Raw genomic sequence first — 18,241 nt, forward strand, 5'->3', positions numbered from 1 at the left:
GAGAGGAGCAGATCATCATGCCATACGAACCGATAAGGCCTGAACCGTTAAAACAAATGTTAAGCAAACTTCGGGAATCCATATATGAGCCGGTTGCCGAGTTGGAAGTGACGGCATGGGTTACGCCTGAGCCCGTATCGTACTTGGATCGAAAGACGGGAACGAAAATGACGCTTGTCCATGGACAGCGATGGGGCAGCCTGTGGGACTGCGCCTGGTTCCGTTTTGCCGGCAGCATTCCGGAGCATAGCCGGAAGGAGGATCTTGTCCTCCTGCTGGACATCAACGGCGAGTTGTGTTTGGTGGATCCGAACGGATCGCCAGTACAGGGCTTGACCACCGTGAATTCGGAATTCGACTTTTCCTTAGGACTCCCCGGCAAGCGCGTCGTCCGGCTCCATGACATGTTCCTGCGTGGATCGGATATTGAAGTGTGGGCCGATGCGGGCAATAACGATCTCTTCGGCAAATACCGGGGAGGAACTTTGAAAGAAGCCGTCATCGCCAGCTGCCGGGAAGATATCCGGAGCCTATATTACGATGTCGAGGTACTCTTGGAAGCCGCCGAGCAGCTCCCGGCGGGAACCGCTCGCAAAGAGAGAATCTATCAGGCGCTGTATGACGTTTCGTTACGGCTCACGGATTTCTCGCCGGAGCGCGTCGCGGAGGCGAAGAAGAAGCTGGCTGAACCATTGAGCCTGAAGGGCGGCGATCCGGTCTTAACGATCAGCGCCGTGGGGCACGCTCATATCGATTTGGCCTGGTTGTGGCCGATCCGCGAAACGATCCGGAAAGGCGCCAGAACGTTCTCGACCGTGCTCCGCATGATGGAACGCTACCCGGACTACGTGTTCGGGGCAAGCCAGCCCCAGCTCTATGACTGGATGAAGCAGCATTATCCCGCACTATATGAACAGATCAAGGAACGGGTGCGCGAAGGAAGATGGGAACCGCAGGGAGCCATGTGGGTAGAATCGGATACCAATGTACCGGGCGGGGAATCACTGGTTCGTCAGATCTTGTACGGCAAGCGATATTTCCAACAGGAATTCGGGTTGGAGATGAAATCGCTCTGGATGCCGGACGTGTTCGGTTACTCTGCCAGCCTGCCGCAGCTGCTCAAGAAATCCGGCGTGGATTATATGATGACCCAGAAGCTCTCTTGGAGCGAGTACAACCGGCACCCTCACCATTCCTTCCTCTGGGAAGGCATCGACGGCTCCGCCGTTCTGACCCATATGCCTCCTGAAGATACGTACAACAGTCCGGCAGCCCCGCGTTCCATCGCCAAGGCGGAGCGGGAGTATTTGGATAAGAACGTATCCGGCCATGCCTTGATGCTCTTCGGCATTGGAGACGGCGGCGGCGGTCCGGGCGAAGAGCATTTGGAACGGCTGGCTCGCGAGAAAAACCTGCTTGGTTTGTCTCCCGTCCAGCAAGAGCCTTCGTGGAAGTTCTTCGAACGGTTGAATGAAGAGCGCGAGTCGTTCCAGACGTGGCGCGGGGAGCTCTACCTGGAGAAGCATCAAGGAACCTTGACCAGTCAGGCCCGGAGCAAACGTTACAACCGGAAGATGGAGAAAGCGCTGCGCGAGCTGGAGTTTGCTTCTGTGCTGGCAGCCCGGCTAGGGCGGGATTATCCTGCTGAGACGCTGGAGACGATCTGGAAGGAAGTCCTGCTGTATCAGTTCCACGATATTCTTCCGGGATCTTCGATCAAGCGGGTGTACGATGAGTCGCTGGCGCGGTATGAAGAGCTGCTTGGGCAGACGGAAACCATGATTGCCGACACCTACAACTATATAGCTGGCCATATAGCACGCAGTGACACGGCTTCCGCGCAAACCGTCATCTTCAATTCGCTGCCTTGGGAGCGACGAGAGTGGCTGCGCATGAACGGACGCTGGCATCACGTGCAGGTTCCATCGATGGGATATGCGGTTTTATCGAATGACGCTGGCCTGGAAGCGGATGGAGAAGCCGCATCCTCCTCTGAAATCTTGACTAAAACGCCAGAGGCGGGCGCAGACGCTGCAGCTGAAGGACGAAGCCTGGAGAACGACAAGGTCATCGTGACATTCGATCAAAACGGGGCTATCCTGTCGGTTCTGGATAAAGCGGAAAACCGCGAAGTCATCCAGCAGGGACGATTAGGCAACGATCTTCGCGTTTATCATGACGACGGGGACGCATGGGATTTCCGCCATGACTATGCGGCGAATCCGGGTACACCGATACACCTGCTGAGCATGCGGGAGCTTCGGGAGGGGCCGAGGATCGGGCTTGTCTTCGAGTACGGTTACGGGGAGTCCTCGCTGACCCAGACCGTCGTGTTGACGGCGGGCAGCCGGCGCATCGATTTCGAGACGGACGTCGATTGGAGGGAGAACGGCAAGATGTTAAGAACGTCGTTCCCCGTTAATATACGCACGGATCAGGTCCACTGCGAAATCCAGTTCGGCAGCCTGAGCAGACCGACCCACCGCAATACGCTGTGGGATTTTGCGAAGGATGAGATCTGCGCACATCAATGGGTGGACTTATCGGAGCCGGATTACGGCGTCGCGCTGCTCAATGATTGCAAGTATGGCCATCGCGCCATCGATAACGTGCTGGATCTTCATCTGCTCCGCAGCAGCTCTTATCCAGATCCGGAGGCGGACCGCGCAGAGCATCGATTCACGTATTCGTTGTATCCGCACCAAGGGAATCATGTGCAAGCCGAAATCTACCGAAGAGGCCATGAACTGAACGTCCCGCTTCGCACGATGTCCTTGCCTGAGGTATCGGATCAGGTGACAACAAAGCTGCCTCCTTCACAATCGTTTATCTGGCCTGATCATCCGCACATCATGGTAGAGTCCGTCAAAAAAGCCGAGGATGGCGACGATGTCATCGTTCGTCTGTATGAAGCTTCAGGAACGCACGCGAACACGTCGCTTCGGCTTGGGTTTGAAACCGCCGAGGCCTGGATCGCTGATCTGATGGAAAACTGCCTTACGCAGCTGCCGATGAACGATCCGTCCGAGGTCACGCTATCGTTCACGCCGTTTGAAATCATCACGCTGCGGTTGAATGTACCAGAACTATAGAGGACGGGGCGGCATCGCCGCCCCATGTTAGAAAGGAGAGGTGGGAATGTGAACAAGTCACGTTGGACAAGCAACCGAGTATTCAAACGAATTTGGCAGCACAAGCTCTTTTACTTGTTCATGCTGCCCGGCATCGTCTGGTTTTTTCTATTTTCCTATGTGCCCTTATACGGAATTCAAGTTGCCTTCAGGGACTACACCTTCATAGGCGGATTTACAGGCAGCCCTTGGGCCGGATTCAAGTACTTTGAACAATTCTTCAATTATTATCAGTCCGGGGACATCATCCGCAACACGGTCATCATCAGCCTCATGAAGCTGCTGATCGGATTTCCGATGCCGATCATTCTTGCGCTCCTGCTGAATGAAGTCCGGAAGATGAAATTCAAGAAGACGATTCAGACCCTGTCTTACTTGCCTTATTTCGTGTCCTGGATCGTGGTCGTCACCTTGATGCAGCGGCTGCTAACCCCATACGGCGGTCCGGTCAATGACCTCTTGGGGTCATTCGGGGCCGAGTCGATCCAGTTCCTGAACAATCCAACCTGGTTTTATCAGATGATTGTAGGTTCCGATATCTGGAAGAACATCGGCTGGAATTCCATTATCTTTATGGCCGCCATTGCGGGTATCGACCAGCAGCTATATGAAGCTGCCAAGATGGATGGCGCGGGGCGCTTCAAGCAAATGTGGCACGTGACGCTTCCAGGTATCCGGAATGTGGCCATCATCTTGTTTATTCTCGCGGTGGGCAATCTGATGAGCGCTGGGTATGAACAGCTCCTTCTCCTGAACGGACCGGCGACTGCCAGCATGGGCAGCGTTCTGGACGTGCACGCCATCAATTCCGGTATCCGGGAAGGACGCCTCAGCTACGCCGCGGCCGTCGGGCTATTCCAAAGCATCATCGGGCTCATCCTGGTACTGACGGTCAATCGGATTGCCCGCAAAGTCAGCGATGTATCCCTGTTCTAAGGAGGTGACGTAATGAAACGCAAATGGTCTTTCTTCTCGGTGTTTAACTACACGTTTCTCGCATTGATCGGCTTCTCCATGATCTACCCGTTCATATACATTTTGGCTTATTCCTTGAATGACGGCAAAGATTCGATGATGGGGGCCATCTATTTCCTTCCACGTAAATTCACGCTGGAGAATTATGCTCAGGTGTTCGATAACGCCCGCATATGGAAGGCATACCAAATTACGCTTATGCGCACCGTGCTCGGAACCTTCCTGCATGTGGTGCTGTGTACGCTCATGGCCTATGCGCTTTCCAAGAAAACGCTGCCCGGCCGTTCCTTTTTCACTTTCTACATCTTTTTGCCGACGATTTTCAGCGCCGGGTTCATCCCGTTCTTCATTACGCTGCAGAAGCTGCATCTGATCAATACCTTTTGGGTGTACGTGCTGCCGATGCTGTTCAATTTCATGCATATCGTCATCATCCGCACCTTCCTGCAAGGCATACCCGAGGAGCTGGAGGAATCCGCCCGCATTGACGGTTACGGCGATTTTCAAATCTTCGTGCGGATCATACTGCCGCTCTCGGGACCGGTGCTGGCAACCATCTCCCTCTTCATCGGGGTGGCCCATTGGAATGATTGGTTCTCGGGCGCATACTACGTATCCAACAAAGATTTGATCCCGGTGCAGACCTTATTGCAAGAAATGCTGACCGAAGCAGAAGCATTATCCAATTCGATGCAGCGCGCGGCGCAGCAGGGTGGTCAGACGGTGGGCGGAACCAGCGGGGCAGGCGCGACGCCCGAATCGCTTCGCATGGCCTTGCTTGTCATCACGGTCTTCCCGATCCTGTGCATTTATCCGTTCCTGCAGCGATATTTCGTAAAGGGGGTTATGATCGGTTCGGTTAAAGGTTAGGTCATCCTGACCCGGAATTTGTCCAAAGCTTTACCAAGATCATTGATATCCATATTCCAGGAGGCGATTGGTTTGAAGAGGATTTGGTCGAAAGGCGTATCCGCATTGCTCGTGTCCATCATGGTTGGAGGTTTGCTGATCAGCTGCACGAATTCATCAGGGAACGGAGATAACGGAGAAGGCGCAGAAGGAGAGAATTCATACAAACTCAAAATATTACACAATTGGAATGGCTCAAACGGTTCCGATGCGATGACGCCGGTCGAAGAAGTCATCAAGGAGAAGACGGGCGTTACCCTGGAGTGGGAATATACCAAGGGCAGCGAGACGGAGAAGGTCAATCAGATCTTCGCGACCCAGGATCTGCCCGATATCTATACCGGACCTGCCTGGGGCGGGGAGCTGGACGGAATCATCAAGGCGGCCAAAGAAGGACAATTGGTCGATATCTCCGAGAAATTGAAGGATTATCCGAACTTATCCAAATCCATTGCGGAAGAAAATGTCCCGCCGGCATTGTATGAAAAAGCGATTAACGCTTACGACGGCAAAAAGTATCTGCTGCTGCAAAATCAGCCGGCGACCAACGAAGATGGGATGGACTGGCTCTATGGCTTCTATGTGCGCAAAGACATCGCCGAGAAGGTTGGCGTAGACCCGCAATCCGTCGTGACGAAGGACGACTTCTATAACTTCCTCAAAAAAATCAAGGATGCCAATCTGCAGGAGAACGGCCAGCCGGTCTTTCCGCTGGGCGGTTTCAGTAACGGCTGGGCCGTAGGCATCGGCAACACCATGTTTTATTCCGGGGCGAGTTACGTCGACAAAGGCGACGGCACGCTTGAGCATAACTTCTTCACGAAGGGCTACGAAGAATACACGCTGTTCTACCGAAAGCTGGTTGAAGAAGGGCTGATGGATCCTGAAGCCTTTACCCAGACGGACCCGATCGCCAAGGAAAAAATCAATCAAGGCCGCATCGCCATCCTGGCCGCCCACTACCCGGCTATACTGGATGCTTCCAAGGAATATGTCTCTTCGCATCCGGGCAGCGACTACATTCCGCTCGGCCCGCTGGAGCGCGCTGACGTCGAACCGGACAGGCCTGTCGATCTCGGAATTCAAGGCAACAATGTGACGGCGATCACCAAGAACTGTAAAGGCGCTTGCGTGGATGCTGCGCTCAAGTTCCTCGACTTCATGGCTTCCGATGAAGGCTTTATGCTGGCTAGGTACGGGGTGCAGGGCGTTCACTGGGACATGAAGGACGGCAAGCCTGTCGCGAATCAGGAATGGTTTGACAAATTCAGCACGGACACCAACATGAAGCTGCGCAAGAACGAAGGCATCAGCATCGGTCTGGAATCGCTGACAGGACTTGACCGCATCAATTCCGCTGCGGGAGGAGACATCTGGGCGGAACAAGAAAGGCTGGACGCGATGGAGAATGCTCGCAAAATCCTCCGTCCGAACGGTATTCAGGTCATTACGGCGTACAACCCCGGCGATGTCATCACCAAAGCGCCGGAATGGGAAATGCTGAAGCCTTCGATGGATCGGATGGGCGATGCCTGGAAGGAAGCGGTTTTTGCCAAATCGGATGAAGCCGCCATGAACATTATCAACGAACTGCGGGATCAGCTCCGAAAGACCGGATACGATAAGGCGATGCAGTTCACGAACGAAAATCTGAAGGGTAAAGACGTTGTGACCGTTCAAATGCCGAACTAATCATATCCATGATCAGGGGAGCCCGTTAATTAGGAAGGCTTCGCATGACCTTGTCATCCAAGGGGGCGAAGCCTTCGCTGTTTATTGAATCAATATTTCCAAATCGCAAGGAGATCCAGGCAGCCTGAAGAATAAAGAAGACATGAAGGAGTTGACGATAGATGACAACGAATTTCAGACCCCCATCCGTGCCGCTGGTAACTGTAGATCCTTATTTCAGCGTATGGTCCGCAGCGGACCGTCTATATGACGACCATACCCGGCATTGGACGAACAAGATTCAGGGCATGACGGGAGTAGCCGTCATTGATGGCGCGCCACGACGATTCATGGGAAAAGTTATCACCCACACGGAGGAGCCGTCAGAACGACTTGAGCCTGAAGCGCTTGAGCAAACCGATCTGACGGTTGAGCCCGTAACGACCCGGTATACGTTTCAAGGGGAAGGCATTGAACTTCAAGTTCAGTTTACCACCCCGCTCTTGCTGGACGATCTCGATCTGTTATCCCGGCCCGTCACCTATCTAACCTTTCACGTTCGTTCGTTGGATGAGCAACCGCATGACGTTAAGATTTACTTCGATGTAACGGGCGAATGGTGCGTCAATACGCCGGATCAGAAGGTGACCTGGGAGCACCGCGTGATCGACGGACGATTGAATGCGATGTCGATGGGTACTGTCGAACAGCCGATCCTGCAGCTTGCCGGTGATGACACCCGAATCGACTGGGGGTATATGGTGCTGGCGGTGCCGCGTTCATCGCGGATACAGACGGTAATTCATTCGGTCACAACTCGGGAGTCGTATGTGAGGACTGGTCAATTACCTGTCCAAGATGATTCGAAGAAGCCGCGCCCCGTCTCCGATCACGTTCCCGTCATGGCTGCCGAAATCGATTTGGGTGCTGTTCGGGATGAATGGGTATCCGAATATCTGATGCTTGCGTATGACGATATTCATGCGATCGAATATTTCCTCAAGCCGCTGGATGCTTATTGGAAGGTAAATGGATGGACCTTTCATGACATGCTGTTAGCGGCAGCCGATCAGTATGAAACGATCATGGAGCGATGCGAGATATTTAACCGCGAGCTCATGACCGAGAGCCAAGCCGCAGGGGGCAATCGGTACCGGGATATTTTGGCGCTGACCTATCGGCAGGCGATTGCCGCGCATAAACTGGTTGCCGACGAAGCGGGCCGAGTGTTGTTTTTCTCCAAAGAGAATTTCAGCAACGGGTGCATTGCCACGGTCGATGTCAGCTACCCGTCGATTCCATTGTTCCTGAGATATAACCCTGAACTGATCAAGGGCATGATGCGTCCGATTTTTAAGTATGCGATGAGCGATGAATGGACGTTCGATTTTGCGCCCCATGACGTGGGCACGTACCCGAAAGCCAACGGTCAAGTGTATGGCGAGAACAAGCTGGAATACCAGATGCCGATTGAGGAATGCGGTAATATGCTCCTGATGGCGGCTGCGGTATGCAAGTATGAAGGAAATGCGGAGTTTGCCAGGGAGCACTGGGAGCCCCTTACCGCATGGGCTGGGTATTTGCTGAAGAATGGACTCGATCCGGACAATCAGCTGTGCACGGATGACTTCGCCGGACATTTGGCGCATAATGCTAATCTGTCCATCAAGGCGATCTTGGGCATTGCCGCATACTCCTACATGTGCGATCGGCTCGGCCTCCCGGAAGGGGAAGCTTATCACGAAGCTGCACGGAACATGGCGAATGAATGGATGTCCATGGCCGATGCCGGTGACCATTACAAGCTTACGTTCGACAGCGCCGGCGATTCCTGGAGCATGAAATACAATCTGGTGTGGGATCGGCTGCTGGAGTTCAACCTGTTTCCAACAGCAGTGGCGGAGCGGGAACTGGAGTATTACCAGCATCTACAGAACCGTTACGGCCTTCCCCTGGACAGCCGCGATACGTATACGAAATCCGATTGGCTGGTATGGTGTGCAGCCATGAGTACCACGCAGGCCGGGTTTGAGTCCATGATCGCGCCCCTATGGGATTTCATGAATGAAACCTCCGCTCGAGTCCCGGTGACCGATTGGTATGACACCATCAGCGGCAAGCAAATGAACTTCCAGAATCGCTCCGTCGTCGGGGGATTCTTCATTCGATTACTCATGTCAGAATCCAGTTCAAATTCGAACAAAGACAGGTGATGTAGGTGAACAGCCTTCATGTTAAGGAAGAAATCGAAATGGATCTCATGCGGTTGAAGCAGCAATTCCAGAATCCGGACGCAACGTACCGCCCGCAGCCTTTCTGGTTTCTGAATCACGAGCTCAAGGAAGCGGAGCTGGAAAGCCAGATTCAATCGATGTTTGAAGCGGGCGTCGGAGGGGTTGTTCTGCATGCGCGTCATGGAATGCAAGCCTCATACCTCTCGCAGGCTTTTATGGAAGCTTTGGAATTCTGCACCGTGGAATGCCAAAAACGCAATATGGTCGTCTGGCTGTACGATGAGGATAATTGGCCAAGCGGGACGGTGGGCGGAAAGCTGACGCGACAGCATCCTGAATTTCGCATGCGTTACTTAAGAGTGGAGGAAAAGAGATGTTACGGCGGTTCCGGGCAAGAGAGCTTGAAGCTGGATTTTGCACGCTATGAGAATAATGAGCTGATTGCCATTCTGGCCTATCGTGCCGTCGAGTCTGACGGGGAATGGCTGCTCCATGAAGAATCCGAGGACCTCACGCATGAATGGGGACGGGATTGGACGCCTCCGAATGCGGAAGACTCTTATGTCGTGCTGGCCTGCTGGTCCTGCGAAATTGCGGAAGGCATCACGTTTGCCAATGGGTACTACTTGGATACGTTGAATCCGGAGGCGGTCCAGGCGTTCATCCGGATGTCCTATGAACCGTTTCTGTCCTTGCAGAAATATTTCGGAACGACGATACAAGGCGTTTTTACCGACGAGCCGGGGCTCATGATCCACGACGGTTTCTTCGGGGTGGAAGCGATCCGGACGGCTGTTCACGATGTAGGCGCTACCCTGCCTGGTATGGTCTTTGCTTGGTCTGAAGGAATGGGTGAGCGGTACCGGCAAGAGAACGGGTATGATCTCATCCCGCGATTAGGAGCTTTGCTATATAACATGGCAGACGGCAGCCGTGCAACGAAACAGCAATATTATGATACGATTACGCGCTGGTATGTGGAGGGGTATCATCAAGCGGTTTCCTCATGGTGCGAAGGGCATGAACTGCTGTACATCGGTCATACGCTGGAGGAGCCGGTCTGGGGGCAAGCCAGGTCGCAAGGCAACCAGACGCGCGTCCTGCAGCAGTTCCACTATGCAGGCGTGGATTATTTGACGCCCGGCATCGGCACGAAGGAGAATCCGCACCGGATCGTGTCCGTGAAGACGGCGGCTTCCGTAGCCGGGCTGGATAATAAAGAACGCGTGATCTGCGAGGCCTTTGGTGCCAGCGGTCACGGCTATTCCATGCGTCAAAGGCGGCTCGATGCCAATTTCATGGCTTTCCTCGGCGTTAATCTGTTTATCCCGCATGCGTTCTATTATTCGTTTGCAGGGTATCGGAAAACCGATTTTCCTCCCACGGAATTCAAACATGCGCCGCATTGGCCGCATTATCGTGCTTTTGCCGACTATCTCGGTCGATTGAGTCTGCTCGGCGCAAGCGGAAAACGAACCCCGGAGGTTCTTCTATTATCGCCTATTCAATCGGTGTACGAAAATATGTTCGCATCGGGACAATCTAACCGGTTTCCTTCATCCGATACCTTGTTCTCGCTTTTGTCGGATCGCATGCTGCGCCATTCCATTGATTATGACTATGTTGATGAATGTCAGCTTCGTAATGCTGCCCTTGTTGATGGAGAAGGGGTACGATTCAGTGGTGACGGGAACGTATATTCGGTTTTGGTTATGCCCGAGGTGGAAGTCATGTCGAGAGACATCGCCGTTCTTCTGGTTGCCTATGTAAAGCAAGGCGGAACGCTGGTTGCCGTAGGGGCAATTCCGCGGCATAGCGAGACCGTGCGCCAGGACCCGGAGCTGGCAAAGCAAATGCATGAGCTTTTTAGCCCGAATCCTCAGCATGGGGCTTTACGCCCCGTTGGCAAAGGGTATGCTTTATTTTATTCGTTGGAGGACAAGGACCACGAAGATACATTGATCGAGGATCATCTCGATTCCGGAGAAAAGCGGATACTTGCCGATCCAGAGATGTCCGGAGGCCGTATAAAGGAGCAGGCTCCAGATCTGTTCGAGCCCTTGTGTGAAACGGTAAGCGGGTTATTAAAGAAATCTGCTGCCTTACGATGGAAGCTGTTTGAAGGACAATATGAGGATTTGATCTATGTAGAACGTGTGTTCGGTAACCGTGTATTTGTATGGTTTATGAACTGGACGGAGCATGACGTTTCCATGAAGCTTGATGCAGGAGAAACCGGGAACCTTATGGAAGAGTGGGACTTGGAAAGCGGGAACATTCGCCGGTTAGTAGGCGATTCCGTTCTTACCTATGCACCTGGAGAACTGCGAGTTCTATCGGTTGGACCTGAGGAGTGCTCAATTAACGAAATAGAACAAACGTTCGGCAAGGTGCAAAAAACCGAGGATATTATCGTTCTCGAAGATAAGTGGCGTTTTCAGTCTCTTGAACCCAACGTTTTATTACTGGACCAGTGGCAGGTCACGCTGAATGACCGAAACTCCAGGATGAACGCCACGATGCCTGGGCAAGTGAACACGTACCGTACAACGTTTACCATTACGCAGGCATTAATCGAACAATTGCATTCACCGAATGGCCGAGATCATTCGCATCCACCAGATGTTCATCCATTGCCGAGGCTTGAGTTGATTCTGGACGATGTGAAGCAGATAATACCGGCCCATATCGGCTTCCTGCAGCGCAGGCGCAATGTTGAAATCTTCGTGAATGGCGTTAGGCAGAATGCGCTGAAGCCATCCGATTGGCAGGAATCAAACTATGCCTCGCTGGATATCACGGACTATTTGGTGGCCGGCGAGAACGAGCTCGAGATTTTGACGGTTTCCTTGCTGGAGCCAATGCCGGCGATTTCATTCCCAGCCTATTTGATTGGGCCGTTTGAAATTGAAGATGGGGTAAGGTTAAATACGTGTTCGGAACATATGTTTGGTTCTTGGGTTTCTGCCGGCTATCCTTATTATGCGGGAGCGGGTGATTACTCTCAGCAGCTAGACCTGACGGAGGTCAGCTTAGCTCCGAACGAGGAGTTGTGGTTGGAAGCCGAAGATATTAGGGAGACGGCTTGCCTATATGTGAATGATACTAATGCTGGCATCCGGCTGTGGCCGCCGTATCATTGGAACATAACGCCGTATGTGGAACAGGGGATCCATCAACTTGCCATCCGTGCAGCCAATACACTGGAGAACTTGTATGGCAAGAACGCTTTGCCTTCGGGGGTGAATGGACAGGTAAAGTTGGTACGTCGAACTTTATCCAAAGAAATGTAATCTTAGAAGAAGCTCATCGAAATGACTACAACGAATGCAAGTTGTAGTCATTCTGTTAATTAATTGTTTACATAATATAATATATGTAACCTAAATGGATGATGACCTTGCTTATTTCAAGTTACAAAGTCGCGAGCTTATTTATTCGATTGGACATAAGAATAACGAGGACTATTCTTACAAATGTATCGATTTCTCATAACATTCTCTTAATCAAGAAGGCTTACACTTAAGTAGTTTTTACGATTGATATCAACTCGGAGGTGCCATGAAATGCAGCTAAAGAAGAAAACCATCATGGTTTTGGCGCTCAGCTTGTCCATCCTTTCGCAAGGCATGATTGTTCATGCGAAGTCGGATGGGTCTAAGTTTAAGCCGGAAAGCAACGGCAAATGGATGACTGGGGAGTATCACGCGCATACGTATCAGTCCGATGATGCCAGTCAATCCTTACAGGAATTGTTGGACAACGGGTTCGAAAAGTACGGTTTGGATTGGATCGCCGTTTCGGACCATCTTAGATTTTCGAAACGGGATGATGAGGGAAATCCTCTTGCCGGCGGACCTGTTCCGTTCTCCCAAGGAATGGCGCTGTATCAGATCCCTAAGATCCAGCAGCTCCAGGCAGCAGGGAAATACAAGAATAACATTATCTATTCGGGTTTTGAATGGGACATGCCTACATACGAACATGTGGGAGTCGGCATTATAGCAGGCTCATTCGGTTCAGAGGCGAGCCTTAGGGCAGCCCGTCAGTTCGAGTATCTATTCACGGATCGAGATGAAGCGATGTTTGATCCCAAAGAAGTCGCCGATTGGAAAAAAACAGACAACCGGGCCTATACGACGTCCGAAGATGCTCGAACGGCACTGGCCTGGCTCCAAAAAAACTACGCCAACAGCAGTTATGCATTGCTCAACCATCCTTCCAGAAAAACCGTCTATACGATCGCTGACATACGGGATTTCAACAACATCGCGCCGAATGTTGTATTCGGGTTGGAAGGAATGCCCGGGAATCAGATGGAACCGGATCGTGGCGGGCTAAATTTAACTACGCCGGAAAACAGAACCTATGGCGGCGCTGATTACATGATTGCCAAAGTTGGCGGCGTATGGGATGCGCTGCTCGGCGAAGGACGCGAATTCTGGAACTTTGCGAACTCGGATTCTCATTTTGAGATTAGTGACAATCGTTTATACTCCAGCGGTTATTGGCCGGGACAATACGCCAAGAATTACACATGGGTGAACGGAAAGGATATGCAAAGCGTGCTGAACGGCATGCGTTCAGGCCAATCGTTCTCCGTGCACGGCGATTTAATCAACGCGTTGGATTTTCGCGTTCGCCATGGGAATAAGCAGGCCGAGATGGGGAGTAAACTTCAAGTGAAACAAGGGAATCCTATCGAAATTACGATCCGATTCAAAAGTCCGAAACAAAATAACAACGGCGACTCCGTAGCCGTGGATCATGTCGATTTGATCTCGGGTGATGTCACCGGTAAAGCACAACCAGGTACGGCGGCATACAGCAAGAGCACCAACGATTCGACCAAAGTGGTGAAACGGTTTACGAGCAAGGATTGGACAACCGATCGGGATGGATACAACGTGATCACTTATCGGACGAAAGCAACGAAGGACCAATATTTCCGGTTAAGAGGGACGAACCTTGGCGTGAATGTTGACGGAGAAACCCGACATGGCGATCCGCTCATGGATCCGAAAACGGACATCGAAGACAACGAGCAGCGCTTTGCGGAAATTAATAAACGGAATTACAGCGACCTGTGGTTTTATTCTAATCCGATCTTTGTCAGCGTTAACGATAAGCCGGTTAAAGCTCCTAAACAACAGGGGAAACATTCGTAAGACGCGACTTGCGCTATATTCAGAAGACTGCCGATTATCCGGCAGTCTTTTTCATTTTTCAACTTTTAAAGAAGCCTGAGGTCTGAATTCCTATCTGGCTGCAACAGAAAGGACTAAAGACAAATGGCATACCGTTTGAGATTGGCGGGTTTTCTGTCGTTACTCTGCATTACGACTGGCGCATCCATTGTTTCCCGCGGTGCATAAGTTTTGCGAGAACTTCAATAATATAGAAGGAACATCATGCATTGAAAGATATGGACCTAGGCGAGTAGAGACAAGGAGGCAACCTAGCCATGAATATAGCTGAACAAAAATTGCTGGTCGCCGCGCTTGGCGGGGTGAATGAAATTGGCAAAAACATGTACTTCATACAGTACGATCAAGATATTGTGGTGATTGATTGCGGCTCGAAATTTCCTGACGAAAACCTGCCCGGCATCGACTTGATTGTCCCCGACTTCACCTATTTGCTGGACAACGCGGATAAAGTCAGAGCCCTTGTCGTCACTCATGGACATGAAGACCATATTGGTGGAATTCCCTATTTACTGAGGCAGCTGCCGATCCCTGTGTATGGGACGAAGCTTACGATTGAGCTGATTAAAATCAAGCTGAAAGAGCATCGAATTCTGCGTAATTCCGAGCTTCACACGATCGACGCGAATTCCACCATTCAAGCGGGTGCCATCCATGCCTCTTTTTTTTCGACCAGTCACAGCATCCCGGATTGCGTGGGCATCGTTTTTCAAACTCCGGAAGGCAATGTCGTCCACACGGGAGATTTTAAATTCGACATGTCTCCCGTGAAGGGACCTTATCCCGATCTGCACCGAATGGCAGAAATCGGCAAGCAGGGCGTGAAGGTGCTGCTATCGGAAAGCACAAACGCCGAAAGACCCGGGTTTACCCCTTCGGAACGCCTGGTTGGCGGTCATATCCTGGAGGCTTTCGCCCAGGCCAAACAGCAGGTATTCATCTCCACATTTGCTTCGAACGTCAACCGTGTTCAGCAGATCATCGATGCCGCGGTAGAGACGGAACGGAAATTGATTCTGCTCGGCCGGAGCATGGTTAATGTCGTTGCGGTGGCCAAGGAGCACGGGTATCTCAACATGCCCGATGATTTGCTGATCGATGCTGGAGACAGCGAGCGTTATCCGCCGGACCAAATCGCCGTGTTATGCACGGGAAGCCAAGGAGAGCCTATGGCAGCCTTATCACGGCTAGCCAACTCCAAGCATCCCCATATCGAGATTCTGCCGGGCGATACCGTCATTATTGCTGCAGGGGCGATACCGGGTAATGAGCGGAATCTGGCTCATGTCATCGATAATTTATATGTGCTGGGAGCCCAAGTCATCTATGGATCGGGTGCGACTTCTGGGATGCATGTATCCGGACATGGCAGCCAAGAAGAATTGAAGTTGATGCTCACCTTAATGAAACCGGACTATTTGCTCCCCGTTCACGGTGAATTCCGAATGCTCTATCAGCATCGTCAGCTGGCCGAGTCCGTGGGAATCCCAAATGAGAACGTGTTTATCGTTCAGAATGGCGATACGGTACAAATCCAGCAGGGCATGGCATCGTTAGGTCCCAAAATCCCTTCAGGCAACAGCCTGGTGGACGGATTGATAATCGGCAACGTAGGCAATATCGTCTTGCGGGACCGGAGGCAGCTGTCCTCCGACGGGATGCTCATTATCGTCACCACGCTCAGCAAAACGGAAAAGCAGATGGTGGCCAAGCCCGAGCTTATATCCAGGGGGTTTATCTTCGTAAAAGATTCGGAGGAATTCATGGGTCAGATCCACGATATCGTCTCGTCTTCAATGAAGGATTTGACTGAAACCGGATCCACCCAATGGAATCTGATCAAGCAAACCTTGAAGGATCATGTCGGCAAATTCATATACAGTGAGACCAAGAGAAGGCCGATGATTCTGCCCATCATTATCGAAGTTTAAGCCCTTTGAATATATAAAGCACAGCCTCCAATAGGCTGTGCTTTTTTTTATGCGTATCGATATGGGGTTCAACCTAGGCATACACCCGGAAGCGGGCTGCTGCATACACTGCCGATAAAGAATCGCTTTAAGGTGTTATTCTTTCATTCACGTCTGTGAAAAAAAGAATAACACATAATCCGGATTCATCCACATAACCATGTACAGAATGGACATGAACGTCTTGTCCGATTGCCGGAATGGATCCGGTTACTAACGAAAGGAGGAGGATCGGTTTGTCATCCACCCCAGAAGGGAAATGGACTGCGGAACATGGAAAATGGGCAAAACGAAAGTTCAGATTTACGCGCAATGACTGGATGGGCTATCTATTCAGCGCCCCTCTGATTATCGGCGTCATCGTATTTGCCATTTATCCCATGTTTGCCGCACTGTTTATGAGTTTTCATCAGACATCCGGGCTCAATTTATCCGGAAACTGGGTGGGCCTGAGCAACTATCGTTACGCGTTAGAGGATTCCTTATTTTGGCAAGCGCTTACAAATACGTTCGTCATGGGGATATGGTCCGTATTGCTAGGGATCGCGCTTTCGTTTGTTCTGGCGAGCCTGATTAATAATCTGAAATGGCATCTGGGACGCAACTTTTTCAAAGCGGTCTATTTTCTGCCCAACGTCGTGTCTGGCGTTGCTACAAGCTTGTTGTTCTCCTTCTTGTTTTTCCCCTCCAAGGAAGGGCTGATCAACTTCGTGATTGGATTGTTCGGCATCGATCCGGTCGGCTGGTTCACGAACCCGGAAGTCGCGCGTTACAGTATCGTGCTGATGAGCTTGTGGGGTGCACTAGGGTATAACACCATTATTTTTCTGGCCGGTTTGCAAAGCGTCCCGCGGGATCTCTATGAGGCTGCCGAGGTCGACGGTGCAGGCACGTACCGGAAATGGTGGTATATAACGATTCCATACTTGCGTCCGATCTTTGTGTTCATGCTCATCATGGGAACCATCGGCGGAATGAAGCGGTTTACCGATGTATGGTTAATCGGCGGAACCGCAGGTAATCCTGGGGGAAGCTTGATGACCGTGGTGCTGTATATTTACCGAAATGCATTCCTCTCTTCGCAGATGGGGCTGGCTACGGCCGTATCCTATCTGTTATTCGTCATCATACTCATCTTAACCGTGTTCCTCATGCTGCTCAACCGACGTAAAGACAGCTTGGATTAATCCCATTATCCATTTTTGGATCCGTAGGGGAACTTTATTCCAGAAGACAGGAGGGTAACTATGAGCAGTTCAGCCTTGCCCAAGGAGCCGGTGCGCCGCAAACGAATCACGCTTCCACAATTGATGCTAACGCTGGTCCTATTGGTAGGTTCATTCATTATGATTGTGCCATTCTTATGGATGCTGGTAACAAGCTTCGATTGGGCCGCACGGTTAAATATTTCATTCCCGCCGAAAATATGGCCGGAGGAGCCTTCAATCCGAACCTATGAAGCCGCTTTCACCAACATCAATATGTTCCGATATATCGGCAATTCCACGCTTGTCAGCGCAGGGGTCATTATCATCAGCTCGTTGTCCGCACTATTATCCGGTTATGCCTTATCCAAGCTTCGCTTCAAAGGAGCTAATTTCGTACTGCTGCTGGCGCTAAGCACGATGATGATTCCGTTCGAAATGACCATGATTCCGCAGTATCTTTTGTTCAGTAAACTCGGGTTGGTCGACAATTATCTGGCATTTTATTTGCCGGCCATGAACTATGCGTTCGGTACTTTTTTGGCCAAAGCGTTCTTTGATCAATTGCCCAGCAGTTTAAGGGAAGCGGCCGTACTGGATGGAGCTAAGGAAATTACGGTATTCAGCCGGGTTTATCTGCCGCTGTGTACGCCTATTATCGCTACCATGGTCATTCTGCTGTTCTTGGGCGTATGGAATGATATGCTGTGGCCGCTGCTGATCTTGAAATCGGCTGCCAAGTACACGATCCAGATCGGTTTAGCCATGTTTACGTACAACAACGGTATTAACCAACAGCCATCCATTATTATGGCGGCCACAACCACGAGCCTCATTCCGGTTATCGTCGTCTATATGTTCCTGCAGCGCTATATTATCGAAAGCATTGCGCTCTCCGGTATCAAGCAGTAATTCAGATAGTAAAGCTAAAATTATGCG

10 protein-coding genes are annotated in these 18,241 nt (G+C 51.4%); all 10 read left to right on the forward strand.

Going from position 1 to position 18,241, the window contains the following annotated elements; genetic code table 11:
• Window positions 1–17: 17 nt before the first annotated feature.
• The 10 genes from MHH82_RS15325 (at window position 18) to MHH82_RS15370 (ending at window position 18,214) form a co-directional block, all read left to right on the forward strand.
• Entirely contained in the window at window positions 18–3,092 is a 3,075-nt protein-coding gene (locus MHH82_RS15325) for an alpha-mannosidase (protein ID WP_340966575.1), read from the forward strand.
• Between the two features lie 48 nt (window positions 3,093–3,140).
• On the forward strand, window positions 3,141–4,067 hold the full coding sequence (locus MHH82_RS15330) for an ABC transporter permease (RefSeq protein ID WP_015735218.1): 927 nt from the start codon (window positions 3,141–3,143) through the stop codon (window positions 4,065–4,067).
• 12 nt (window positions 4,068–4,079) lie between these two features.
• Window positions 4,080–4,976 carry a carbohydrate ABC transporter permease gene (locus tag MHH82_RS15335; RefSeq protein WP_015735219.1) on the forward strand — a complete coding sequence of 299 codons (897 nt, stop codon included), beginning with the start codon at window positions 4,080–4,082 and terminating at the stop codon, window positions 4,974–4,976.
• 72 nt (window positions 4,977–5,048) lie between these two features.
• Window positions 5,049–6,707: an extracellular solute-binding protein gene (locus MHH82_RS15340; protein WP_015735220.1), complete on the forward strand. Its 1,659-nt coding sequence runs from the start codon at window positions 5,049–5,051 to the stop codon at window positions 6,705–6,707.
• A 161-nt stretch (window positions 6,708–6,868) separates the two neighbouring features.
• Window positions 6,869–8,899 (forward strand): glutaminase family protein, encoded by a 2,031-nt coding sequence (locus MHH82_RS15345; RefSeq protein ID WP_340966579.1) that lies wholly within the window; start codon window positions 6,869–6,871, stop codon window positions 8,897–8,899.
• 5 nt (window positions 8,900–8,904) lie between these two features.
• Entirely contained in the window at window positions 8,905–12,213 is a 3,309-nt protein-coding gene (locus tag MHH82_RS15350; protein WP_340966581.1) for a glycosyl hydrolase, read from the forward strand.
• 273 nt (window positions 12,214–12,486) lie between these two features.
• The gene (locus MHH82_RS15355; RefSeq protein ID WP_340966583.1) at window positions 12,487–14,088 is read left to right on the forward strand and encodes an S-layer protein; all 1,602 of its coding nucleotides are present in this window, start codon (window positions 12,487–12,489) and stop codon (window positions 14,086–14,088) included.
• Between the two features lie 296 nt (window positions 14,089–14,384).
• Window positions 14,385–16,058 (forward strand): ribonuclease J, encoded by a 1,674-nt coding sequence (locus MHH82_RS15360; RefSeq protein ID WP_340966586.1) that lies wholly within the window; start codon window positions 14,385–14,387, stop codon window positions 16,056–16,058.
• A 275-nt stretch (window positions 16,059–16,333) separates the two neighbouring features.
• The gene (locus MHH82_RS15365; protein ID WP_009592680.1) at window positions 16,334–17,284 is read left to right on the forward strand and encodes a carbohydrate ABC transporter permease; all 951 of its coding nucleotides are present in this window, start codon (window positions 16,334–16,336) and stop codon (window positions 17,282–17,284) included.
• A 60-nt stretch (window positions 17,285–17,344) separates the two neighbouring features.
• Complete coding sequence (locus tag MHH82_RS15370) at window positions 17,345–18,214, forward strand: carbohydrate ABC transporter permease (protein WP_036663034.1); 870 nt, start codon at window positions 17,345–17,347, stop codon at window positions 18,212–18,214.
• The last annotated feature ends 27 nt before the right edge of the window (window positions 18,215–18,241 follow it).

It is taken from the genome of Bacillus sp. FSL K6-6540, assembly GCF_038007545.1.

Coding starts and splice junctions, on each gene's coding strand:
- MHH82_RS15335 (WP_015735219.1), top strand. CDS start 4,080: ATGAAACGCAAATGGTCTTTCTTCTCGGTGTTTAACTACACGTTTCTC.
- MHH82_RS15355 (WP_340966583.1), top strand. CDS start 12,487: ATGCAGCTAAAGAAGAAAACCATCATGGTTTTGGCGCTCAGCTTGTCC.
- MHH82_RS15345 (WP_340966579.1), top strand. CDS start 6,869: ATGACAACGAATTTCAGACCCCCATCCGTGCCGCTGGTAACTGTAGAT.
- MHH82_RS15360 (WP_340966586.1), top strand. CDS start 14,385: ATGAATATAGCTGAACAAAAATTGCTGGTCGCCGCGCTTGGCGGGGTG.
- MHH82_RS15325 (WP_340966575.1), top strand. CDS start 18: ATGCCATACGAACCGATAAGGCCTGAACCGTTAAAACAAATGTTAAGC.
- MHH82_RS15370 (WP_036663034.1), top strand. CDS start 17,345: ATGAGCAGTTCAGCCTTGCCCAAGGAGCCGGTGCGCCGCAAACGAATC.